The sequence below is a fragment of the Bacillus sp. TH13 genome (genome assembly GCF_016651175.1).
GTDB lineage: Bacteria > Bacillota > Bacilli > Bacillales > Bacillaceae_G > Bacillus_A > Bacillus_A thuringiensis_S.
In genome coordinates this window covers 2,122,501-2,144,824 of sequence record NZ_JAEKEJ010000025.1, presented here as the reverse complement: position 1 = coordinate 2,144,824, position 22,324 = coordinate 2,122,501, and the positions used below count along the sequence as shown (strand labels likewise).

The following is a 22,324-nucleotide window of genomic DNA, read 5'->3' as shown; positions in this document are numbered from 1 at the left end:
AAATGCTTTGGACATGCCAAAGCGACAACATTTTATTGCAGAAATTTTTCATATTCATAATACTCAGGATAAGATGCGAGCGTTTCTTGACACGATTCACAAATCGTTTTTATATATATATTTCCATTCTCATGAAAATGAATCATCTCTACTACTTCTTGCTCTGTTAGTTGAAATAAAACGTCGCTATATACTTTTTCTGCGTTAATGGAGCCTACATTACCTCCGCAGTGTCTGCAATAATAATACCCTTCCATACTAGCCTCCTAAAAATTAAATTACTACTAGTATGGGTAAAACAAAAGAGAACTATTCCTAATCTCATTTTTAACTATTGAAAGTATTCATGATTTGGAGAAAAGGCTTATTTAGCCACTCTTCACATGCATCCGCTGCTTTTTCAATAGAATGATTAACATCCGGAATCTCTTCAGATGTAAAGCGTCCTAATACATAATCGACTACCTTCATTCCATTTTTCGGGCGATCAATTCCCATACGGATACGTTGAAATTCTTGTGTTCCTAGGTGTGAAATCGTTGACTTTACACCATTATGTCCACCAGCACTACCTTTCATGCGAAGACGTAATTTACCTACAGGAATGTCTAAATCGTCGTACATAACAACGAAGTCCTCAACATCAATTTTATAATAATCCATGAGTGGACGAATACTTTCCCCAGATAAATTCATATATGTTAGCGGCTTTAATAAGATTACCTTTTCTCCATTAACAAACCCTGCACCAAATACACCTTTAAATTTTTGTTCATTCAAAGAAATGTTCCAACGCTTCGCAAGCTCATCAATGGCCATAAATCCAATATTATGCCTTGTTAATTCATATTCTCTACCTGGGTTCCCAAGTCCTACTATCAATTTCATTCTTGTACCACTACTTTCTTTTTTCGATACGAAAAGACGTAACCAATTTTGGTTACGTCTCATTCTATCCAATTAATTGAATAATACACTCACAGATTCTTCTTCGTATACACGAATGATTGCTTCTCCGATTAATGGAGCAACTGAAAGTTCATGTACTTTGTCGATTTTCTTCTCTTCCGGTAATACGATAGAGTTCGTTACAACTAACTCTTTAATATTTGAATTTTGAATACGCTCAATTGCTGGACCAGATAATACTGGGTGTGTACAGCAAGCATATACTTCAGAAGCGCCGTTCTCAACAAGAGCGTTTGCTGCTAATGTAATTGTACCAGCTGTATCAATGATGTCATCAATTAAAATCGCTGTTTTGCCTTCAATATTACCGATAATGTTCATTACCTCCGAAACGTTCGGGCGAGGACGACGCTTATCAATAATAGCGATTGGCGCTTTTAGACGATCTGCCATTTTTCTTGCACGAGTTACACCACCATGATCAGGAGACACGATTACGATATCTTTAAGACCTTTTGTTTCAAAGTAATCAGAAAGAATCGGTACACCCATTAAGTGGTCGATTGGGATATCAAAGAACCCTTGAATTTGTGGAGCATGTAAATCTAGAGTGATTACACGAGTTGCACCTGCTGTTTCAAGCAAGTTTGCTACAAGTTTCGATGTAATTGGTTCACGAGAACGCGCTTTACGGTCTTGACGCGCATAACCATAGTAAGGAATAACAATATTAATTGTTTTCGCAGATGCACGTTTTAATGCATCGATCATAATAAGTAATTCCATGATATGTTCGTTTACTGGGAAGCTTGTAGATTGAATAATGAATACATCGCAACCACGGATACTTTCTTCAATGTTAATTTGAACTTCTCCATCACTAAAACGATCAACAGAACATTTTCCTAGTCCTACTCCAATATGCTTTGCAATCTGCTCAGCAAGTTCCTTATTAGAGTTTAAAGAGAATACTTTCAAATTAGAATTTAGATATTGAGTCGACATCTAGATTAACCCTCCACATTATGATTTTTTCTTATTCAGCAATTGATCAACATAGTCTTCTTTGTTAACTTGACGTGCACGTGCTACCGATAATGCTTTTGATGGAACATTCTCTGTAATTGTAGAGCCTGCTGCCACATAAGCACCATCTTCAACTGTTACTGGAGCAACAAGGTTTGAATTACATCCAATAAATACCCCATTACCAATCACAGTTTTGAATTTATTCTTACCGTCATAGTTCACCGTAATTGAACCACAACCAAGATTCACGTCTTCTCCAACTTGTGCATCCCCGATATAACTCAAGTGTGAAGCTTTACTTCTATTACCAAAGACAGTCTTTTTGATTTCCACGAAGTTTCCAACGCGTACTTCATCTCCAATAACTGAATCTGGGCGAATATGTGCAAATGGACCAACCGATACTTCTGTACCAAGTTTACTATCATGTACAGTAGATTGACGAATTGTCGTACGATCTCCAATTTCACTATCACGAATTACTGTATGCGGTCCAATTTCACAATCAGAACCAATTACAGTGTTCCCCTCAATAATTGTTCCTGGATGAAGAACTGTATCACTACCGATAATTGCATCAGCAGAAATATAAGTGTTACTTGGATCAATAATTGTAACACCATTTACCATGTTCTTTCGGTTAATACGGTTTTTCATAATAATTTCCGCTTGCGATAGAGCGACTCTGTCGTTAACACCTAACGTTTCATCGAACTGCTCTGTTTGATAAGCTGATACGATATGACCTTCATTTTTTAAAATCTCAATAACATCTGGAAGGTAATATTCACCTTGTACGTTATCATTTGAAACTTTAGAAAGTGAAGCAAATAAAGCCTTATTATCAAAACAATACGTACCTGTATTGATTTCTTTAATAGCTAATTCTTTCTCATTTGCATCTTTATGCTCAACAATCTTTTCAACATGACCATTTTCATTACGAACAATACGGCCATATCCAGCAGGCTCTTCTATGTATGCTGTTAGCACCGTCGCCATTGCTCCTGCTTCTTTATGTTGCTGAAGTAATGCTTCCATCGTTTCAGCAGTTATTAGAGGCGTATCACCACAAATAACTAAAGTTGTTCCTTCTTCATTTGCAAGTACACTTGCAGCTTGATCTACAGCATGTGCTGTACCAAGTTGTTCTGCTTGTAATGCAAACTCACTTACGTTCCCTAGCTGTTCTTGTACCATTTCAGCACCATGTCCAACAACCGTTACAAGTTTCTGCAATCCTAATTGAGATACTTGATCGACTACGTGTTGTACCATAGGTTTTCCACATACAGGATGCAGCACTTTGTATAGCTTAGACTTCATACGTGTGCCTTTACCTGCAGCTAGAATCACTGCAAATCTGTTTGACATATAGACCCTCCATCGCAACCTATTTATCCATTAAAGATATTATCCTAAATCATCATATATTTCAAGAAACACATTTTAACTATTAAATTTTACCATAATTCTTATAAGATGTTTTACTCTTTAGTATCTTTTTTAAGAAATAAGCTATACTATTTAAAATGATTTTGAAAAAATTAGTAGTTTCTTCTTTTTATGTTAATGAATTATGAAATTTTCAAATATAAAGCCCAAAAAACAAACTCCTGTAAATGCTTACAGGAGTTTGCTACAAAATTATAAGGCTTTTCGTCAAAGCCCTTTTCATTCGAATTTTACGAAGCACCTGCTTCTTCAAACTCAACCTCTTCTAACTCGCCTAAACGATGATACTCTGTTAAAACCGCATCTTGAATTTTAGAGCGTGTACCAGAATTAATCGGATGTGCAATGTCACGGAACTCTCCATCTGGAGTACGTTTACTTGGCATTGCTACAAATAATCCATTATTACCATCAATTACACGAATATCATGAACAACAAATTCATGGTCCAAAGTAATAGAGGCAATTGCTCTCATGCGGCCTTCTGTGTTTACGCGGCGTAATCTTACGTCAGTCACTTCCATCTTGTGTTCACCACCCTTTTCTAAATAAGCGATATATTTGTATAAATTCCACAAATTTTCTATTTTCCCTTTAATTTTTTAAAAATTTTTAAGATAAAAATTTTTAATGTAGTTGAATATAGAGATTAGTGGAGGTTATCGCTTACAAAAGGTTACTTAACTAGGGCGATTACTTCAATTTCAACGGAAACATCTTTCGGTAATTTTGCTACTTGCACACAAGATCGAGCTGGTTTATGAGTAGAGAAATAAGAGCTATACACTTCATTCACAGCATTAAAATCATCCATGTCCTTTAAAAATACTGTTGTTTTTACGACTGTATCAAATGAAGCACCAGCTTCCTCTAATACCGCTTGTAAATTTTGAAATACTTGTTCTGTTTGTACTGTTACATCTCCTGTTACAAGCTCCCCATTTGCCGTCAATGGAATTTGTCCTGAGCTATAGAACATATTATTTACAATAATCCCTTGCGAGTAAGGTCCAATTGCTTGTGGTGCCTTGCTTGTTTGAACAACTTTCATACTTTTCACCCTTTTATTATTTATTTTACTCTTTAAAAATAGTGTACGAAAGGCAGTTTGTCCATCTATTTTATAATCTATAAATAAAATAAAAAAGATAGAGCTATCTAATCTGCTCTACCTTTTATTCAGCCTCTACAAGCCCTTCATCAAATGGTGCAAGAGAATAATTCCCTTTTTCCACTTGAATCGTTTTTTCTTTCACATCAACTTCCGATAGACGAATTAATGATACAAAATTATTAATTAGTCGTTCTTCAATATCTGTGGATTCTACTAATACACCAATACCAACAACATTAGCCTTGAACTCTTCTAACATACTCATCATACCTTGAATCGTTCCGCCAGCTTTCATGAAGTCATCAATAATTAAAACATTCGATCCTTCTGGAAGGCTGCGTTTTGCTAACGTCATTGTTTGAATTCGTTTAGAAGAACCCGACACATAGTTAATACTAACAGTCGGACCTTCTGTTACCTTATTATCTTTCCTTGCAATTACAACTGGTACATCTAAGTAATTTGCCACTGCATAAGCAAGTGGAATCCCTTTCGTTGCCACCGTCATAACTGCATCAATTGATTGCCTAGCAAAAACAGAAGCAAACAAACGACCTGCGCCATTAATATGGCGAGGATTACTCAATAAATCTGTCATGTATAAGTAACCGCCAGGCAAAATACGATCTGGATTTTCAAATAAGCCACAAAGCTCATCAATAATTAGATCTGCCTCTTCTTCACTTATATACGGTATATATTTCACTCCTCCTGCTGCTCCTGGTATCGTTTGCAATGTGCCGACCCCTTGTTGTTCAAACGTTTGCTTAATAATAACTAAATCTTCACTAATAGAAGACTTAGCCGATTGATACCTTTTAGCAAAAAAAGTGAGAGATACTAGCTGACGAGGGTTTTGTAGCAAGTAATAAGTCATATCGACTAATCTTGTACTTCTTCTAATTTTCATACTCTCACCTCAAATCACGAATATTCTAAACAAATCATAACGTATTATACGTCTTTATTCAAGCGTTTCTCGCTCTCCTAATAAACGTACCGCATAGACTTGTTCACAAAATCCTTTTAATCCGTTATAAATGCGATGCATTCGTGAATCATGGTGTACAAGTCCAAATACAGTTGGACCACTTCCACTCATCAATACAGCATCCGCTCCGAATCGCTTCATCTGTGATTTAATACGTGCAACTTCAGGATGCATTCCAAATGTTACATCTTCTAAAACGTTACCAACAGTATCACAAATCCCTTTATAATCCCCAGAATTTATGACATCAACCATTTTATCTACATTTGGATGTGTAACTCGATTTAACTTTAAATTTCCATACACATCAGCAGTAGATACACCTATATGTGGTTTCGCTAAAATAACCCAACAAGAAGGCGGAGTCTTTATATGCTCAATTTTCTCTCCTCTTCCAGTGGCAATTGCTGTGCCGCCGTATACACAGAACGATACATCTGATCCAATTTCTGCGCCAAGCTCTGCTAACTCATCAATTGTAAGCCCTAAATTCCATAATTTATTAAGACCACGTAATGTCGCTGCTGCATCACTACTTCCACCTGCTAATCCAGCTGCTACTGGAATCGTTTTTTCAATAGTAATAGATACACCTTTTTTTACATTGAACTTCTCTTTTAATAATTTCGCTGCCTGATAGGCTAAATTTCGTTGGTCGTCTGGGACATACCGATTATGGGATAAAATTTCAATACGGTCTTCTGCTAATTCCGTTAGTTCTAGACGATCTGCTAAATCAATGGTTGTCATAATCATTTTCACTTCATGATATCCGTCTTGTCTTTTTCCCAGTACATCTAACGACAGATTAATCTTTGCTGGTGCTTTCACTAGTAGCTTCAATCTATTCACCCACTCTATGTACTCAATCTTTTATCGTTTATTTTACCATAAATTTATAGTAAGACGATGACACTTCCCTAATTATAACGAAAAGCATTCAGAATGAAACTACTTATGTAAAATGATGGCACCTTTTCGAGTACAAAAAGCCGAGGAATGTCTCCTCGGCTACCGTAGCATAGAAAGTATCTTACAACTACTGGTTTCGTTTCATTAATTGCTGTTCTGCAATTTCTATAGCACGTTTCACCATGTTACCAGCATCTTTCGCACGAATTCCGCCCCATCCTTCTTTCTGAACAACATCATAAAAGCCAAGCTCTTTTGCTAGCTCTTCTTTAAATTGGTTTGACATGACACCTCTTCGTCTACTCAATGCAGAGTCCCTCCTTATTTTGCTACGGTACAGTTAGTATGCAAAATAATATAGCCTTTCATTTATGGGAATATATGTAATGTATACGGATTATAAAATGACCTCATTATGAGGGTCTCCATAAAATGTTAACTCTACTGTCTCTGTTAAAACATCTGCATAACTATAAGATACACGTTGCAACGCATCTTCTTGTTGATCCAATTGTACAACAAAAACGGAACGGTATGTTTCTGCTAGTACACCTGATTGCTCCACAGTTTTTCTTCTTCCACTATTTGCTTTTAACATAAGTCGCTGTCCAAGATGGTGATCTAATTCGCTTTTAATTTCATCTAAACGTTTTGACATATACTTCGCTACACCTCGCTGTAATTTAGATTGAACACTTAAAGCACGATATATCTATCCTAATTATTAACCGCGATTCACAGCTAATATCATCCTGCGTTTGAATAGATAGAAGAAATACTATATTGTAAAAGTATCATTATGTAGTCTGTACGTTCTTATCTCTTTTTATCCAAATTCATTTAAATCCTTCCATACAAAAAAGCAAGATACATATGTACCCTGCTTACTCTTCGTAATGTTGAAAAGGTAATCCCGTTCGTAAAATCCCTCTCGTTTCAATTCCACCTAGTCCCTTTTCACCAGTAATTGTATTACGTACGACATCCCATACATTGACTCTCTCCATAAATGAAGTAAAACTAATTTTACCAACTACATATACAGGATCTAGTGCATGAATATTAATTCTAGATGGTGAACTAGCGAAATTGGCCCCTGCACGAATTAGTGCCTCAAAGTGCGATTGACATGCCCCAGCAAAAATAACAAGTTGATCCAATGATGGATATTTTTTTCGCACTTCTCGAACAGCCTGTACAAAATGCCTTGAATGCCTATATGCCGCTAAATCCCCCTTCACTCCTTTCGATTTTGTATATGCATCATGCCCTGTAATAACGAGAATGTCTGGGCGAAAGTGATCTATTAAGTCTACTACTTTTTCATGCATCTCCGTTTCTTTACAATGAATACCTTGTACAGGAACGCCAATTTTGTTATATAAGTCTAAGCACTTGCGCAAATATAAAGGGTCTCCATCTATATGCAATACACGTCCTGGCATTTGAAAATAATTCACCTCACTTGTGTATCCACCAGTTGAAGTATGTTCATGCCTTTGTTTCATTAATACATAATCTTGTTGAAACAAACGATACGTGCGCTCCATTGTTTCTTTCTCACGCTTCACCCTTTTTTTATGTTCTCGTTGATCTATACTAATTAAATCTTCAAGTGGCGCATCCGCCACCAGTCTAATTTCCTCTCCAAACAATATAGCTATTTCGCCTTTTATTTCTATAATACGAAAAAGAATATCCCTCTTATGAGAATATCGTTCCACTAATTCTCCAACATGTAAAGCCATTCTCCTACCTCCAAACTCATTAGGCCATCTTACCTGTTTTTAAAATATGAATTTAGAGGGAGAAAGGTGACAAAAGGGACAGTTCAAGTTGAACTGTCCCTTTCATATTCTTATGATAATTTATGAAGAACTAATGCATTACTTAATGTTGCAAACTCTTCAATAGATAGCGTTTCGCCTCTTCGCTTTGGATCAATTCCCACTTCTGTTAAAATTCGATCCAATAACTCCTTATCTTTCGGGAAACCATTTAAATTATTTGATAAATTATTCATTAAAGTTTTACGGCGCTGTGCGAAACTCGCTCGTACTACTTCAAAGAAGAACGTTTCATCTGTCACCTCTACAACCGGTTTAGGACGCTTTAGAAGGCGAATAATTGCAGAATCAACATTTGGCTGTGGTACAAACACTGTACGCGGTACAGTCATAACTGTTTCAACTTCTGTATAATACTGAATGGCAATCGATAAAGAACCATACTCTTTCGTTCCAGGTTTAGCAGCTAAGCGATCTCCAACTTCTTTTTGCATCATAACAACAAATCCGCGAACTGGTAATTTTTCTTCAAGCAATTTAAATAAAATTGGCGTTGTAATATAGTATGGCAAGTTAGCTACTACCATTACATCTTGCCCTTCTTCAAATTGCTCATTAAATACTTCATGTACATCCGCTTTTAGTACGTCTTTATTAATAACTGTAACGTTACCATATGGCGCTAACGTCTCATCTAAAATTGGTAATAGTCTTTGATCAATTTCAAAAGCCACTACTTTTTTAGCACGCTTCGCTAATTGCTCTGTTAATGCACCGATACCTGGTCCAATTTCAATTGCACCACTTTCTGAACCAATTTCTGCATGATCGACAATACGATTTAATACATTTGTATCAATTAAAAAGTTTTGTCCTAAACTTTTTTTGAATGAAAATCCATACTTTTCAACAATGTCTTTTGTACGATTTGGCGTTGCGATATCCTTCATTTTTTTTCCTCCTGTATTACTTGCTTATAAGCTTCTCCAAATGATTCCTTTGAAACTTGAAACATCTGTAATCGTTTATGTAACTGTTTTGCATTTGTATAACCAATCTTTAATAGCTTACCCATTCTTTCTCTGCGGCTCTTTGCCATTTCTCCGCCCACTAAGCCTGCATCGACTAAATCACTCCAACTAATTTCACTTGTGTAAGCTTCCATTTCTTCATGTATATTCTCTAGAGCACGGCGAATCGACTCATTAGAAGCGTGTTCAATCCCAACACCCTTTTTCCTTTTAGCGAGCGCTTCTTCCTTCGGTAAAAAGGCATGCTTACAGCCAGGAACCTTATCAGAAATAATTTTTCGAATACGTTCTCCAGGATAATCCGGATCTGTGAAAATAATAACGCCCCTTTTTTGCTGCGCTAATTTAACTTGCTCAATAACATGATCACCGATTGCTGAACCGTTCGTTTCAATTGTATCCGCATCAACAGCACGCTTAATCGCAACTGTATCATCTTTACCTTCTACAACGATAATCTCTTTTATTTTCATGCTTGCCTCCACACTCGTTTCGTCTCTACTTAGTAAAACAAAAAAATGACGACTTTTCCATTATTATTTTCCCCATTCTTATATTTTAAAAAATAGAATAGAAAAATCTTTGTTCTCTGTCTTTATTGTAACACTTCATCATTCACATTTATTTTCTTCATCACTTCTACTAGTGTTTTTCAAAATAAAAAAGAACAGGTTTCCCCATTCTTTTTTATTCAACACCAAATAAAAATTTTGCATTTTTGGTTGTCATTTCTGCTACTTCCTCATAAGAAATTCCTTTTAAATTCGCAATTTCTTCTGCTACGAGTTTTACATAACTCGGTTCATTTCGTTTCCCTCGAAATGGATGCGGCGTTAGATACGGACAATCCGTCTCTATTAACAATTTCTCTAATGGAATCTCCGTAGCAACCTCTTTCGGCTTCTTAGCATTTTTAAATGTAACTGGGCCGCCTAACGAAATTAAAAAGTTCATATCAACACATCGCTCTGCTACTTCTACGCTGCCGCTAAAGCAATGCATAATGCCTCCTACTTCAGCTGCATTCTCTTCTTCTAGAATATCAACAATATCTTGAGTTGCATCGCGGTTATGTATAATAATCGGCAATTTCACTTTTTTAGCTAATGTAATTTGTTTACGGAATACTTCTTTCTGTATTTCTTTTGGAGACTTATCCCAGTGATAATCTAAACCCATTTCTCCAAGTGCAACGACTTTAGGATGAGAAGCAAGTTCTTCTAACCAAGCTAAATGTTCTTCTGTCATGTCAATTGCATCAACTGGATGCCATCCAACCGCAGCGTAAATAAAATCATAGGCTTCAGCTAATTCCATCGCCTTTTTTATCGTTACTTCATCAAAACCAACAACAACTGTATAAGTAACTCCCGCTTCTTTCATTCGGGCAATAACTTCTTGCAAATCTTCTTCGAATTGCTCTGCATTCAAATGTGAATGTGTATCAAACAACATAATACATAACTCCTTTTATATTGAAATCAAGTTTATTCTACAAAAATAAGTTCTTTAATAACTTAACGATAACAATACTACAATCTTAATGCAAAAATAGAGAGTGTAAAAAGAAAAAAGACGCTTCACACATGTTACACGTGAAACATCTCTTTTCTTGTCTTAATTACTTGATTTTTGTACCATTTGGTAGGTTTTGATCAATTGATGCTAATGACAATACGCCATTCTCTTCACCCGCTAAAATCATACCTTGCGATAATTCACCGCGTAATTTTACAGGTTTTAAGTTTGTTACACAAATAACCTTTTTACCTTTTAGGTCCTCTGGCGAATAGAATTTCGCAATTCCAGAAACAACTTGACGCTTTTCTGTGCCTAAGTCTAGTTGAATTTTTAACAACTTGTCTGCTTTTTTCACAGGTTCAGCAGATAGTACTTCAGCTACGCGTAATTCTACTTTAAAGAAATCATCAATTGTAATTTCTTCTGCCTTCGGTTCTTCTTCTTTTTTCTCTTCTACTTTAGGAGCAGAGCTTTTCATTTGTTCCTTAATGTACTCTACTTCCACTTCCATTTCTAAGCGAGGGAAAATTGGGTTTCCTTTTTCTACTTTTGTTCCAGCTGGAATACAGCCAATTGTAGATAGACTTTCCCAAGATTTATGAGCCTCATCAGTAAGGCCAAGCTGAGCGAACATCTTGCTTGGTGCTACTGTTAAGAATGGCATAAGCATAATACCTGTTTGACGAAGTACTTCTGCTAAATGAGCCATTACAGAAGCTAACTTTTCACGATCATTCTCATCTTTCGCTAATACCCATGGTTGTGTTTCATCAATATATTTGTTCGTACGACTAACCAATTGCCAAATAGATCCTAACGCTACAGAGAACTCCATATTCTCCATTGCCTCTTCTACTTTTTTCAATGTATCTTTTGCAAACGTTACTAACGTTTCATCAAATTCCGTTACATCCGCTTTAAATGCAGGGATTTCTCCATTAAAGTACTTATCAATCATAGCTACTGTACGATTTAATAAGTTACCTAAGTCATTTGCTAGATCGAAATTAATACGCTCCACAAATCCTTCTGGTGTGAATACACCGTCAGATCCGAATGGAACTTCACGAAGTAAGTAATAACGTAATGCATCTAATCCGTAACGATCGATCAATGTAACTGGATCTACTACGTTTCCTTTTGACTTACTCATCTTTCCATCCTTCATTAAAATCCAGCCATGAGCAAAGACTTTTTTCGGAAGAGGTAAATCTAATGCCATTAAAATGATTGGCCAATAAATTGTATGGAAACGAACGATTTCTTTTCCAACTAAATGCACATCTGCCGGCCAGAATTTCTTATACATCTCTTCATTTTCTGTTCCATAACCTAATGCTGTAATGTAGTTAGATAATGCGTCAACCCATACGTAAATAACGTGTTTCGGATTACCTGGAACACGAACTCCCCAGTCAAATGAAGTACGAGAAACTGCTAAATCTTCTAAGCCTGGTTTAATGAAGTTATTAATCATTTCATTCTTACGAGACTCTGGCTGAATGAAATGTGGATTATCTTCATAGAATTTTAATAGTCTGTCGACATATTTACCCATTCTAAAGAAATATGATTCTTCACGAACAAGTTCTACATCATGACCACTATCTGGACTTTTTCCTCCAACTACTTTGTCACCTTCCATAATTGGATCTACTAATTGATGCTCCGTATAGAATGTCTCATCTTGTACAGAATACCAACCTTCATATTCATCAAGATAAATATCACCTTGATCTACTAGTTGCTTAAAGATTTTTTCAACAACATCTTTATGACGATCTTCAGTTGTACGAATAAAATCATCATAAGAGATATCCATCTTCTCCCAAAGTTCTTTAATTCCTGCAACAATATTATCCACATATGCTTGTGGTGTAATATTTAATTCTTCTGCTTTTTTTTGGATTTTCTGTCCATGCTCATCAGTTCCTGTTAAATAATGAACATTGTATCCTTGCATACGCTTATATCGTGCCATTGCATCTCCTGCTACTGTCGTATAAGCATGTCCAATGTGTAATTTTCCACTTGGATAATAAATTGGGGTAGTAATATAAAAGGACTTATTTTCCTCTGTCATTGTTTTGGACCTCCCGAATAACCTCATATGTATTTATAAACAGTATATCAAAAACTCATATATAAAGTGAAACTTTAATCAGCGGGGTTTTTGTTCATCCCCACTGATTATTAGCCCACATCAATCGGGCTTTTACGAGCAGCCCGAATCTCACTTATCTTCTTTACCCCAACCTAATTTTGAATTTGGGTTCTTAATGCTCGATATCTTTATCATCTATTGCTCATATTCCAAAAAAATATACAATCTCCACTTAAAATTTGTTAATTTTTCAGAAAACAATGTAAATAATTGTGGAATTTCCTCTCAATCTATTATATATAAGAAATAAGAAATCTATAAATCTTTTTAAAAAATATAGAATTTAAGAATTGACGGAAATGTAAATGATTGGTATCATATGTCCATAGGGTATTTTGTCGAAAAATGACGAATCTAAAAATAGACTCGAAACTTATAAACTATTTATTTAGGAGGAAAAAAATTATGAAATCTACTGGTATTGTTCGTAAAGTTGATGAATTAGGTCGTGTAGTAATTCCAATCGAATTACGCCGTACTTTAGGTATTGCAGAAAAGGATGCTCTTGAAATCTATGTTGATGACGAGAAAATCATCTTAAAAAAATATAAACCAAACATGACTTGCCAAGTAACTGGTGAAGTATCTGACGGTAACCTTTCTTTAGCTGAAGGTAAAATCATCTTAAGCAAAGAAGGCGCTGAGCAAATCTTAAACGAACTTCAAGATTATATCGAAACAGCAAAATAAGCTTCTCAATTATGAGAAGCTTATTTTTTATCGACATGATAGATTTGATATACATCTCTTTTCGACAAATCTCGATCTTTAGCGACTGTTTTAATCGCTTCTTTTGAATTCATACCTTTTTCATTTATATAGTGTTCAATATGATCATATACTGAAAGAGATTCCCACCATTGTTCTTCTGGAGCAGGTTCTTCTGTCGAACCAGCTACTAAAATACAAAACTCACCACGTACCTCATTTTGCTTCGTCCACTCAATTGCTTCTTCGACTGTTCCTCGAATAAATTCCTCAAATTTTTTCGTTAACTCCCGACATAATACAATCTCTCTATTTCCCAACACTTCCTGCATCGAAATTAAAGTATCATCTAAACGATGAGGCGCTTCATAAAACATCATTGTAGTTTGTACATAACGAAGCTTTTCTAACTCCATCTTTCGTTCCTTTTTATTTCTCTGCAAGAAACCATAGAAATAAAACTGCTTTGTTTCAAGACCAGATGCAATTAATGCTGTAAGGGCTGCATTTGCTCCAGGAAGCGGAATTACATGATATTGCTCAGCTACTGCCTCAACAACAATATCGTAACCTGGATCAGAAATACACGGCATACCAGCGTCACTAACAAGTGCTACATTCTTTCCATCCTCTAATTTCTCTAATATTTTCTTCCCACTTACTTCTTTATTGTGCTCATGATAACTCGTGACAGGTGTTTCAATTTCAAAATAATTACAAAGTTTTTTCGTTTGTCTCGTATCTTCAGCAGCAATTAAATCAACTTCTTTTAAAATTCGTATTGCACGAAATGTCATATCTTCTAGATTTCCAATAGGAGTTGGTACTAAATATAAAACTCCCTTTTCATTTTGTTGAAAGCTTTTTTGTTGCCACATAGCGTTCTCCTTTTTGCATATATGCCTCTTTTTGTTTTCTCGTTAATTGCTTAAAATAATACTCCGCTTGCATAGCTGTACGCTTATCATCGTGGGTCTCTACATATTTTAAAACGACAGGAAGCCTCGTACGTGTATACCTAGCTCCTTTGCCGCTATTATGAGTCTCAATTCGTTTTTCTATATGGTTTGTATATCCAGCATAATAACTTCCATCAGAGCACTCTACCACATAAAAAAAATGCTTATTCTTCTCCATATAAAATTGAACGTATCTCCTTTGTATATTCGTTATTGTCCTCATATACAACGAGGGGTGGTAAAATTTTCAAATCTGCATTTCCATCCTTAATTCCTTCAATTAACAATGTATTTGCTTCTTTTCCAATCTTAGGATAAACAAATCGCACACGCTTTGGTTCAATTTTATATTTACGCATTAATGTGACAATGTCGAGTAATCGTCCTGGACGATGTACAAACGCTACTTTCCCGCCTTGTTTTACTAACTGACTACTTGCAGATACAACATCTTCTAATGTACACATAATTTCATGACGAGCTATCGCTAAATGTTCATTCATATTTTTCTCTGAAGTTTGAGGCGTTTGAAAATATGGTGGATTACATGTAACAACATCATATTGATGACGCCCGAGTTTCTCTGGCATATCTTTCAAATCTCCATGTATGAGGTGAATTCTTTCTTCCAACCCATTGTATTGCACACTTCTTACTCCCATATCATATAAGCGTTCTTGAATTTCTACACCAGTAATCTTTCCTTTTGTTCTTGTACTTAATAGAAGGGGGACAACCGCGTTACCTGTACACAAATCAAGTAAATTTCCCTTTTGAATCGGTACCCATGCAAAATCTGCAAGTAAAACAGCATCTAAAGAAAAATTAAATACTGATGGGCTTTGTATAATCTTCATGTCTTGCGCTAATAAGTAATCTAAACGTTCATCTTCATATAAATTCATATACTGCTCCTTTTCTTACCCTTAACCTACCCTATTTCATGTATAAAAAATTACCTTTCCAATTATAATTGGAAAGGTAATTTCACTTTTTATTTAAGAATGACAGACAGAACAAACAATCTCCCTCTTTACGTACACTTCCATAATGAAGATTGCAAATATGAAAACCTTCTTGATACAGTCTCGCTAAATTGTCATAGCCTTCACCAATATCTGTTTTCGGCTTCACTTCTTTACGTTTTTGAGTTTTTTGTTTTTCTTTATTCTGCACTTCTTCAAAACGGTGTCGCAAATTGTTATTTTCCATTTTTATATGCTGGTTTTCTTCCAACAACTCTGCAAGATGCTGTTTTAACTCTCCCAACTGTTTGTATAAATGTCCAATTTGCTCTTCCATACTAGAAACCGATTCAAAAATATCTTTTTTCTCCACAAGCACCCACCTCATTAATCTGTGGTTTGACTCGAAACGACCCCTTTATTCACTAACTCATCTAACGTATATTCTACTATCCGTTCCTTGTCTACTAGTTCCACTTGAATTAATCTTTCCAAAATATTTAATCCGATAACACGGCCAGTACCATGCGGGGTTTGTATACGTTGATCTAAATCAGGAAGTTGTTCCTTTGCTGCCTCATATTCATCATTCTCATATTTTAAGCAACACATTAAGCGACCACATAAACCAGAGATTTTTGCAGGATTTAATGATAAATTTTGATCCTTTGCCATTTTAATGGATACAGGTTCAAAATCTCCTAAAAAAGTAGAACAACAAAGCATACGACCACATGGACCAATACCACCTAGCATCTTCGCTTCATCACGAACACCAATTTGTCTTAGTTCAATTCTTGTTCTAAAAATTGCCGCTAAGTCCTTCACTAGTTCGCGGAAATCGATCCGACCATCCGCAGTAAAATAGAAAATAATCTTATTACGATCGAATGTATACTCTACATCTACAAGTTTCATATCAAGATTATGCTCTACTACCTTTTGCTGACAGACTTGATATGCTTCTTTTGCAGCATGTTTGTTCTCTTCAACAATGGTACGATCATTTTCATTTGCAATACGAATAACCTTTTTTAGCGGTAATACAACGTCGTTTTCATCAACTTGCTTTTTGGTAATAACTACTTTTCCATATTCAATACCTCTTACCGTTTCTACAATGACAAACTCATTTTCAGAGATATCGAACTGATTTGGATCAAAGTAATATACCTTTCCGGCCTTCTTAAAGCGAACACCTACTACATCATACAAAACGGTCATCCCTCCTGCAACCGCAACACTAACTGTTCGAACACAAGCTGCGCATTTACATTAGCGTTGATTCTATTTTTTGCCTCTAATATATTAAAGAGAGCTGATACAATGCGCTTCTGAGCATAGGAAAATGATTCAAACATCTCTTTCTGCTCATGAAAAACAAGACGATCTTCTTCTCCAAGTTGAACATATAGTAAATCCTTATAAATAAGGAGTAACATATCTAAACCTTGCTGTAATTGTTCTTTCTCTCCAAAGTGTTTTCCCCATTTTTCTTGTACAAAAAAAATAGAGGTTTTATCTTTTTCGAGCGCTTCACATAATTTTATCACTAAAGCTCGTGCTTGTGCAAACCATTCATCACTACATAAAGCTAAAGCTTCATCAAAACTATTTGTGAGTTGAGCAGCAAGTGTCGATAAAGATGCTGTAATACCTTCTTCCTGTAATCTTCTAATTAAAGATTCCGTAGGTAACGGTCTAAACGTAACAACTTGGCAGCGAGATAAAATCGTATTTAAAATTTGATGACTTTGTTCAGTAAGTAAAATAGCGGTTGTATCACTACTTGGTTCTTCTAAAAATTTCAAAAGTGTATTTGCCGCATTTGCTGTCATACGATCTGCGTGCTCAATAATATATAATTTTTTATTTGCCTCTAATCCTGTTTTTGAAAACTCTCCTTGTAAATCATGAATTTGCTGCTTCTTAATAGATAATCCGTCTGGTTTTACAATATGTAAGTTAGGGTGGTTACCTGAATCAATTCGCTTACAATTTGTGCATACATGACAGGGCTCTACTCCATTCCGCTGAGAACAGAGGAAACTCTTTGCCATTTGAATTGCTGTCGCAAACTTTCCCGTACCTTTCCCTCCCTCTAACAAGTAAGCGTGGGATATACGCTCTTTTGCAATGCTATTCATCAACATTTTTACACCGATGGGTTGTATAGCAGAAAGCTGCTCCCACGTCTTCATCATAATGCATACCTCACTTATTTCATTCTTTCCTTCTATTATAACAATTTATCTTCTATAATCTGAACAACTTCTTCTATAAGTTTTTCCATCGGCTGATCAGCATTTACCAATACAATACGATCCGAGAAACGTTCTACAACTTGTAAATACCCCTCGCGTACACGTTTATGGAAAGAGATATCTTCCATATCTAGTCGATTTACTTCACGTCCTGCATCTTTTTCAATCCGAGCCAAACCAACCTCAGGCTCAATGTCTAGATAAATTGTTAAACTAGGCATACAGTCCTCTGTTGCGAAACGATTTATTTCAAATACCTTATCCATACCCAATCCTCTTGCATAGCCTTGATATGCTAAAGAGCTATCTATAAAACGATCACATAACACGAGATAGTTCTCATTAAGTGCTGGCATAACTTTTTCTACTAAATGTTGTCTGCGCGCAGCAGCATAAAGAAGCGCTTCTGTACGTGCTTCCATCATCGTATATTCTTGTTTATGTAAAATCGTCCTAATATCCTCAGAAATTGCAATACCACCTGGTTCCCTTGTCGCCATTACCTTTTGTGCTCTTTGTTCAAAATATGGCAATAAGCTTTTAATTAACGTTGTTTTACCTGAACCTTCTGGGCCCTCAATTGTTACAAATAATCCCTTCATCCTAAAACCTACTTTCTATATCATACACTTTCATATATTTCGTATTACCTTGAAAACGAGCTCCTGCTCTCTCTAAATACATAATTTGCTCTTTATGCTCTGAAGTAATTCTCTCTCCATACATAACCAATGGAATTCCAGGTGGATACGGAATTACCATTTCCGCCGCTATCATTCCAACAGCCTCTTCTATAGATACTACCTTTGTTCCATATCCTTCTAGTTGTTTATACGTATACGGCAAAGGAGAGAATTCATCTTTATAAGTATAACGAATAGATTCCCTCTTGTCTTTCACGTCATAATGTTGCAATGCTACTCGAATCATCTCTATAACCTTCATATACCCCTCATTTACTTGCAGGGGTAAAATAAATAGGACATTGTACGGATCAGCCATCTCTGTATATATACCGACCTTTTCAAATACGGACTGTAATTCGTACCCTGATAACTGACAACGAGTTTGTACGGTAACCTTTAACTCGTCTTGCAACGGATATTCTAAAATGGCGATTTGGGGAATAGAACGTAACCGTTCCTTAAATCTCCGTAAAAACTCAACAATTTCACCATGTCCTTCTTCTTTTATACGCGCCATTGTAAAGCGTGCTATATCCAAGGAAGCCATAATTGGATACGATGGACTACTAGATTGTAGCATACTTAAATAAGTAGTAACCTTCTCTTCGTCTACTAAGTGACTATTTATATGTAAGTAGGAACCCATTGTCATTGCGGGTAATGTTTTATGTGCAGAATGAACTACAATATCTGCACCATATGTTAACGCTGATTTCGGGAATGGTTCTCCCAAACAAAGATGTGCCCCATGTGCCTCATCTACCAAAACAGGTATTTTATGTGCATGTGCAAAAGCGATGCTTGCCTCTAAATCCATCCCCATACCATAATAATTAGGATGCGTTAAAATGAGTGCTTTCGCATTTGGATATTTTCCAATTGCTTTCTTAATAATTTCATTACGAACTCCCACTGGTACGTTATAAACTTCATCAATCCATGGATCTAAAAAAATGGGATTTGCTCCCGCTAGTTTTAAACCATTAATAATTGATTTATGACAATTTCTTTGTACAAGAACAATATCATGTTCCCTGCAACAAGACAAAATCATTGCTAAGTTCCCGACTGTTGAACCATTAATTAAAAAATAACTTCTCTTTGTATCATACACTTCAGTCAATAATTGTTGTGCCTCATCTATACATTCAAACGGACTATGCAAATCATCTAGTCCTGCTAACTCAGTTACATCAATAGATAGAATATCTTTAAACTCTCTTATTGCCTTCTGTGGGAAGTTTAAACCATTCTTATGACCTGGAACATGAAAGGATAACGGCCCTCTTTCTTTAAACTCTATTAACGCCTCATATAAAGGCATATGATTTTGATTCATCTACATCTCTTCCTTATTATTCATTCTCTATCTATTATACAGAACAAAAAAAATAATAGGCATATGCCTATTTAAAAATATGATACTTCTAATTTTCGAAGTTGCTTTAAATAATATATATATTTCGGATCACCTGTCTCTGTATTCACCATATCCTTTTCACATTCATAACATATTAAATTATTATAAACATATATACCTTCTTTTCTTTTTGTCTCACAAACAATACAAACTTCACTTTGTAATTTCATAACCTTCCCTCCCTATTTAAGTGAACTTATTTTATACTTCTAATCCTTAACAATTTCCAGAAAAATATACACCCATCTCTTATATAATATGATTAACCCTTGGGCAACGTGTTTGTATTACCATTACTTCTTTCCCATTCTTTTTAACAATACAAAAAAACACGAGTCAAATGACTCGTGTTTTAGTTGCTTGGCGACGTCCTACTCTCACAGGGACAAGGTCCCAACTACCATCGGCGCTAGAGAGCTTAACTTCCGTGTTCGGTATGGGAACGGGTGTGACCTCTCTGCCATCATCACCAAACTATGAAGGTATATTCCTTCAAAACTAGATAACATTTGCTACATATTATATGGTTAAGTCCTCGATCTATTAGTATTCGTCAGCTCCACATGTCACCATGCTTCCACCTCGAACCTATCAACCTGATCATCTTTCAGGGATCTTACTAGCTTACGCTATGGGAAATCTCATCTTGAGGGGGGCTTCATGCTTAGATGCTTTCAGCACTTATCCCTTCCGCACATAGCTACCCAGCTATGCCCTTGGCAGAACAACTGGTACACCAGCGGTGCGTCCATCCCGGTCCTCTCGTACTAAGGACAGCTCCTCTCAAATTTCCTACGCCCACGACGGATAGGGACCGAACTGTCTCACGACGTTCTGAACCCAGCTCGCGTACCGCTTTAATGGGCGAACAGCCCAACCCTTGGGACCGACTACAGCCCCAGGATGCGATGAGCCGACATCGAGGTGCCAAACCTCCCCGTCGATGTGGACTCTTGGGGGAGATAAGCCTGTTATCCCCGGGGTAGCTTTTATCCGTTGAGCGATGGCCCTTCCATGCGGAACCACCGGATCACTAAGCCCGACTTTCGTCCCTGCTCGACTTGTAGGTCTCGCAGTCAAGCTCCCTTATGCCTTTGCACTCTACGAATGATTTCCAACCATTCTGAGGGAACCTTTGGGCGCCTCCGTTACACTTTAGGAGGCGACCGCCCCAGTCAAACTGCCCACCTGACACTGTCTCCCGGGTCGATAAGACCCGTAGGTTAGAATTTCAATACAGTCAGGGCGGTATCCCACCAGCGCCTCCACCGAAGCTAGCGCTCCGGTTTCAATGGCTCCCGCCTATCCTGTACAAACTGTACCAAAATTCAATATCAGGCTACAGTAAAGCTCCACGGGGTCTTTCCGTCCTGTCGCGGGTAACCTGCATCTTCACAGGTACTATAATTTCACCGAGTCTCTGGTTGAGACAGTGCCCAAATCGTTACACCTTTCGTGCGGGTCGGAACTTACCCGACAAGGAATTTCGCTACCTTAGGACCGTTATAGTTACGGCCGCCGTTTACTGGGGCTTCAGTTCAGAGCTTCGCTTACGCTAACCCCTCTCCTTAACCTTCCAGCACCGGGCAGGTGTCACCCCCTATACTTCGCCTTACGGCTTCGCAGAGAGCTGTGTTTTTGCTAAACAGTCGCTTGGGCCTATTCACTGCGGCTTTCCGTTAAGAAAGCACCCCTTCTCCCGAAGTTACGGGGTCATTTTGCCGAGTTCCTTAACCAGAGTTCTCTCGCACACCTTAGGATTCTCTCCTCGCCTACCTGTGTCGGTTTGCGGTACAGGCACCTTTTATCTCGCTAGAAGCTTTTCTTGGCAGCGGGGAATCAAAGACTTCGCTCCATAAGGAGCTTCCCCATCACAGCTCAGCCTTTACGATAAGCGGATTTGCCTACTTATCAGCCTAACTGCTTGGACGTGCACAACCAATCGCACGCTTCTTCTATCCTTCTGCGTCCCTCCATTGCTCAAACGATAAAGAGGTGGTACAGGAATATCAACCTGTTGTCCATCGCCTACGCCTGTCGGCCTCGGCTTAGGTCCTGACTAACCCTGAGCGGACGAGCCTTCCTCAGGAAACCTTAGGCATTCGGTGGACGGGATTCTCACCCGTCTTTCGCTACTCATACCGGCATTCTCACTTCTAAGCGCTCCACCAGTCCTTCCGGTCTGACTTCACTGCACTTAGAACGCTCCCCTACCACTGATACCATTGGTATCAATTCGCAGCTTCGGTGGTGTATTTAGCCCCGGTACATTTTCGGCGCAGAGTCACTCGACTAGTGAGCTATTACGCACTCTTTAAATGGTGGCTGCTTCTAAGCCAACATCCTAGTTGTCTAAGCAACTCCACATCCTTTTCCACTTAATACACACTTTGGGACCTTAGCTGGCGA

25 protein-coding genes and 2 rRNA genes (1 of these 27 cut by a window edge) are annotated in these 22,324 nt (G+C 37.1%); 1 reads left to right on the top strand and 26 read right to left on the bottom strand.

Going from position 1 to position 22,324, the window contains the following annotated elements:
• Positions 1-32: 32 nt before the first annotated feature.
• The 15 genes from JFU02_RS19440 to metG form a co-directional block, all read right to left on the bottom strand.
• Complete coding sequence (locus JFU02_RS19440) at positions 33-257, bottom strand: anti-sigma-F factor Fin family protein (protein WP_000399438.1); 225 nt, start codon at positions 255-257, stop codon at positions 33-35.
• 70 nt (positions 258-327) lie between these two features.
• A complete protein-coding gene (gene pth / locus JFU02_RS19435; protein ID WP_000767702.1) occupies positions 328-888 on the bottom strand; it encodes an aminoacyl-tRNA hydrolase in 561 nt (186 codons plus the stop codon).
• A gap of 72 nt (positions 889-960) precedes the next feature.
• Entirely contained in the window at positions 961-1,914 is a 954-nt protein-coding gene (locus JFU02_RS19430) for a ribose-phosphate diphosphokinase (RefSeq protein WP_000107420.1), read from the bottom strand.
• 18 nt (positions 1,915-1,932) lie between these two features.
• Positions 1,933-3,312, bottom strand: coding sequence for a bifunctional UDP-N-acetylglucosamine diphosphorylase/glucosamine-1-phosphate N-acetyltransferase GlmU (gene glmU / locus JFU02_RS19425; RefSeq protein ID WP_000071039.1), 1,380 nt, complete (start codon positions 3,310-3,312; stop codon positions 1,933-1,935).
• Between the two features lie 311 nt (positions 3,313-3,623).
• Entirely contained in the window at positions 3,624-3,917 is a 294-nt protein-coding gene (gene spoVG, locus JFU02_RS19420) for a septation regulator SpoVG (protein ID WP_000454041.1), read from the bottom strand.
• 152 nt (positions 3,918-4,069) lie between these two features.
• Entirely contained in the window at positions 4,070-4,444 is a 375-nt protein-coding gene (locus tag JFU02_RS19415) for a RidA family protein (protein WP_000869815.1), read from the bottom strand.
• 124 nt (positions 4,445-4,568) lie between these two features.
• Complete coding sequence (gene purR, locus JFU02_RS19410) at positions 4,569-5,417, bottom strand: pur operon repressor (protein ID WP_061666991.1); 849 nt, start codon at positions 5,415-5,417, stop codon at positions 4,569-4,571.
• A 54-nt stretch (positions 5,418-5,471) separates the two neighbouring features.
• Positions 5,472-6,341: a 4-(cytidine 5'-diphospho)-2-C-methyl-D-erythritol kinase gene (ispE, locus tag JFU02_RS19405; protein ID WP_000772104.1), complete on the bottom strand. Its 870-nt coding sequence runs from the start codon at positions 6,339-6,341 to the stop codon at positions 5,472-5,474.
• Between the two features lie 196 nt (positions 6,342-6,537).
• Positions 6,538-6,717 carry an acid-soluble spore protein SspF gene (gene sspF, locus JFU02_RS19400; RefSeq protein ID WP_002094215.1) on the bottom strand — a complete coding sequence of 60 codons (180 nt, stop codon included), beginning with the start codon at positions 6,715-6,717 and terminating at the stop codon, positions 6,538-6,540.
• Positions 6,718-6,807: 90 nt separating this feature from the next.
• Complete coding sequence (gene veg, locus JFU02_RS19395) at positions 6,808-7,068, bottom strand: biofilm formation stimulator Veg (RefSeq protein ID WP_000044347.1); 261 nt, start codon at positions 7,066-7,068, stop codon at positions 6,808-6,810.
• A gap of 226 nt (positions 7,069-7,294) precedes the next feature.
• Positions 7,295-8,158 (bottom strand): sporulation peptidase YabG, encoded by an 864-nt coding sequence (gene yabG / locus JFU02_RS19390; protein WP_001173734.1) that lies wholly within the window; start codon positions 8,156-8,158, stop codon positions 7,295-7,297.
• A 110-nt stretch (positions 8,159-8,268) separates the two neighbouring features.
• The gene (rsmA, locus tag JFU02_RS19385; protein WP_000651548.1) at positions 8,269-9,147 is read right to left on the bottom strand and encodes a 16S rRNA (adenine(1518)-N(6)/adenine(1519)-N(6))-dimethyltransferase RsmA; all 879 of its coding nucleotides are present in this window, start codon (positions 9,145-9,147) and stop codon (positions 8,269-8,271) included.
• Complete coding sequence (rnmV, locus tag JFU02_RS19380) at positions 9,144-9,701, bottom strand: ribonuclease M5 (protein WP_000692837.1); 558 nt, start codon at positions 9,699-9,701, stop codon at positions 9,144-9,146. The genes rsmA and rnmV overlap by 4 nt, the downstream gene beginning before the upstream one ends.
• A gap of 214 nt (positions 9,702-9,915) precedes the next feature.
• Positions 9,916-10,683 carry a TatD family hydrolase gene (locus JFU02_RS19375; RefSeq protein WP_000895845.1) on the bottom strand — a complete coding sequence of 256 codons (768 nt, stop codon included), beginning with the start codon at positions 10,681-10,683 and terminating at the stop codon, positions 9,916-9,918.
• Positions 10,684-10,849: 166 nt separating this feature from the next.
• Entirely contained in the window at positions 10,850-12,832 is a 1,983-nt protein-coding gene (metG, locus tag JFU02_RS19370; RefSeq protein WP_240528956.1) for a methionine--tRNA ligase, read from the bottom strand.
• A gap of 486 nt (positions 12,833-13,318) precedes the next feature.
• Here metG and JFU02_RS19365 point away from each other — a divergent pair, with 486 nt between their 5' ends.
• On the top strand, positions 13,319-13,603 hold the full coding sequence (locus tag JFU02_RS19365; RefSeq protein ID WP_000843036.1) for an AbrB/MazE/SpoVT family DNA-binding domain-containing protein: 285 nt from the start codon (positions 13,319-13,321) through the stop codon (positions 13,601-13,603).
• A gap of 20 nt (positions 13,604-13,623) precedes the next feature.
• Here the strand turns inward: JFU02_RS19365 and rsmI are convergent, their stop codons facing one another.
• From rsmI to JFU02_RS19310, 11 genes are all read right to left on the bottom strand, one after another.
• The gene (gene rsmI / locus JFU02_RS19360) at positions 13,624-14,499 is read right to left on the bottom strand and encodes a 16S rRNA (cytidine(1402)-2'-O)-methyltransferase (protein WP_000267816.1); all 876 of its coding nucleotides are present in this window, start codon (positions 14,497-14,499) and stop codon (positions 13,624-13,626) included.
• Positions 14,468-14,758 (bottom strand): GIY-YIG nuclease family protein, encoded by a 291-nt coding sequence (locus tag JFU02_RS19355; protein WP_097960646.1) that lies wholly within the window; start codon positions 14,756-14,758, stop codon positions 14,468-14,470. The genes rsmI and JFU02_RS19355 overlap by 32 nt, the downstream gene beginning before the upstream one ends.
• Positions 14,745-15,485 (bottom strand): tRNA1(Val) (adenine(37)-N6)-methyltransferase, encoded by a 741-nt coding sequence (locus tag JFU02_RS19350; protein WP_001055354.1) that lies wholly within the window; start codon positions 15,483-15,485, stop codon positions 14,745-14,747. Before JFU02_RS19350 ends, JFU02_RS19355 begins: the two co-directional genes overlap by 14 nt.
• Before the next feature lie 82 nt (positions 15,486-15,567).
• The gene (gene yabA, locus JFU02_RS19345) at positions 15,568-15,918 is read right to left on the bottom strand and encodes a DNA replication initiation control protein YabA (protein WP_000412063.1); all 351 of its coding nucleotides are present in this window, start codon (positions 15,916-15,918) and stop codon (positions 15,568-15,570) included.
• 14 nt (positions 15,919-15,932) lie between these two features.
• Positions 15,933-16,760: a PSP1 domain-containing protein gene (locus JFU02_RS19340; RefSeq protein ID WP_000272429.1), complete on the bottom strand. Its 828-nt coding sequence runs from the start codon at positions 16,758-16,760 to the stop codon at positions 15,933-15,935.
• A gap of 5 nt (positions 16,761-16,765) precedes the next feature.
• Positions 16,766-17,749, bottom strand: a complete 984-nt coding sequence (gene holB, locus JFU02_RS19335; RefSeq protein ID WP_000978586.1) for a DNA polymerase III subunit delta' — start codon at positions 17,747-17,749, stop codon at positions 16,766-16,768.
• A gap of 35 nt (positions 17,750-17,784) precedes the next feature.
• Complete coding sequence (gene tmk / locus JFU02_RS19330) at positions 17,785-18,411, bottom strand: dTMP kinase (protein ID WP_000677227.1); 627 nt, start codon at positions 18,409-18,411, stop codon at positions 17,785-17,787.
• Position 18,412: 1 nt separating this feature from the next.
• The gene (locus JFU02_RS19325; RefSeq protein ID WP_001073006.1) at positions 18,413-19,834 is read right to left on the bottom strand and encodes an aminotransferase class I/II-fold pyridoxal phosphate-dependent enzyme; all 1,422 of its coding nucleotides are present in this window, start codon (positions 19,832-19,834) and stop codon (positions 18,413-18,415) included.
• A 71-nt stretch (positions 19,835-19,905) separates the two neighbouring features.
• On the bottom strand, positions 19,906-20,085 hold the full coding sequence (locus JFU02_RS19320) for a sigma factor G inhibitor Gin (protein WP_000776280.1): 180 nt from the start codon (positions 20,083-20,085) through the stop codon (positions 19,906-19,908).
• Positions 20,086-20,273: 188 nt separating this feature from the next.
• Positions 20,274-20,389: ribosomal RNA gene (rrf, locus tag JFU02_RS19315) — 5S ribosomal RNA — on the bottom strand.
• 49 nt (positions 20,390-20,438) lie between these two features.
• Positions 20,439-22,324, bottom strand: a 23S ribosomal RNA gene (locus JFU02_RS19310) (it continues 1,036 nt past the right edge of the window).

Coding starts and splice junctions, on each gene's coding strand:
- JFU02_RS19440 (WP_000399438.1), bottom strand. CDS start 257: ATGGAAGGGTATTATTATTGCAGACACTGCGGAGGTAATGTAGGCTCC.
- pth (WP_000767702.1), bottom strand. CDS start 888: ATGAAATTGATAGTAGGACTTGGGAACCCAGGTAGAGAATATGAATTA.
- JFU02_RS19430 (WP_000107420.1), bottom strand. CDS start 1,914: ATGTCGACTCAATATCTAAATTCTAATTTGAAAGTATTCTCTTTAAAC.
- glmU (WP_000071039.1), bottom strand. CDS start 3,312: ATGTCAAACAGATTTGCAGTGATTCTAGCTGCAGGTAAAGGCACACGT.
- spoVG (WP_000454041.1), bottom strand. CDS start 3,917: ATGGAAGTGACTGACGTAAGATTACGCCGCGTAAACACAGAAGGCCGC.
- JFU02_RS19415 (WP_000869815.1), bottom strand. CDS start 4,444: ATGAAAGTTGTTCAAACAAGCAAGGCACCACAAGCAATTGGACCTTAC.
- purR (WP_061666991.1), bottom strand. CDS start 5,417: ATGAAAATTAGAAGAAGTACAAGATTAGTCGATATGACTTATTACTTG.
- veg (WP_000044347.1), bottom strand. CDS start 7,068: ATGTCAAAACGTTTAGATGAAATTAAAAGCGAATTAGATCACCATCTT.
- yabG (WP_001173734.1), bottom strand. CDS start 8,158: ATGGCTTTACATGTTGGAGAATTAGTGGAACGATATTCTCATAAGAGG.
- rsmA (WP_000651548.1), bottom strand. CDS start 9,147: ATGAAGGATATCGCAACGCCAAATCGTACAAAAGACATTGTTGAAAAG.
- rnmV (WP_000692837.1), bottom strand. CDS start 9,701: ATGAAAATAAAAGAGATTATCGTTGTAGAAGGTAAAGATGATACAGTT.
- JFU02_RS19375 (WP_000895845.1), bottom strand. CDS start 10,683: ATGTTGTTTGATACACATTCACATTTGAATGCAGAGCAATTCGAAGAA.
- metG (WP_240528956.1), bottom strand. CDS start 12,832: ATGACAGAGGAAAATAAGTCCTTTTATATTACTACCCCAATTTATTAT.
- JFU02_RS19365 (WP_000843036.1), top strand. CDS start 13,319: ATGAAATCTACTGGTATTGTTCGTAAAGTTGATGAATTAGGTCGTGTA.
- rsmI (WP_000267816.1), bottom strand. CDS start 14,499: ATGTGGCAACAAAAAAGCTTTCAACAAAATGAAAAGGGAGTTTTATAT.
- JFU02_RS19355 (WP_097960646.1), bottom strand. CDS start 14,758: ATGGAGAAGAATAAGCATTTTTTTTATGTGGTAGAGTGCTCTGATGGA.
- JFU02_RS19350 (WP_001055354.1), bottom strand. CDS start 15,485: ATGAATTTATATGAAGATGAACGTTTAGATTACTTATTAGCGCAAGAC.
- holB (WP_000978586.1), bottom strand. CDS start 17,749: ATGATGAAGACGTGGGAGCAGCTTTCTGCTATACAACCCATCGGTGTA.
- tmk (WP_000677227.1), bottom strand. CDS start 18,411: ATGAAGGGATTATTTGTAACAATTGAGGGCCCAGAAGGTTCAGGTAAA.
- JFU02_RS19325 (WP_001073006.1), bottom strand. CDS start 19,834: ATGAATCAAAATCATATGCCTTTATATGAGGCGTTAATAGAGTTTAAA.
- JFU02_RS19320 (WP_000776280.1), bottom strand. CDS start 20,085: ATGAAATTACAAAGTGAAGTTTGTATTGTTTGTGAGACAAAAAGAAAA.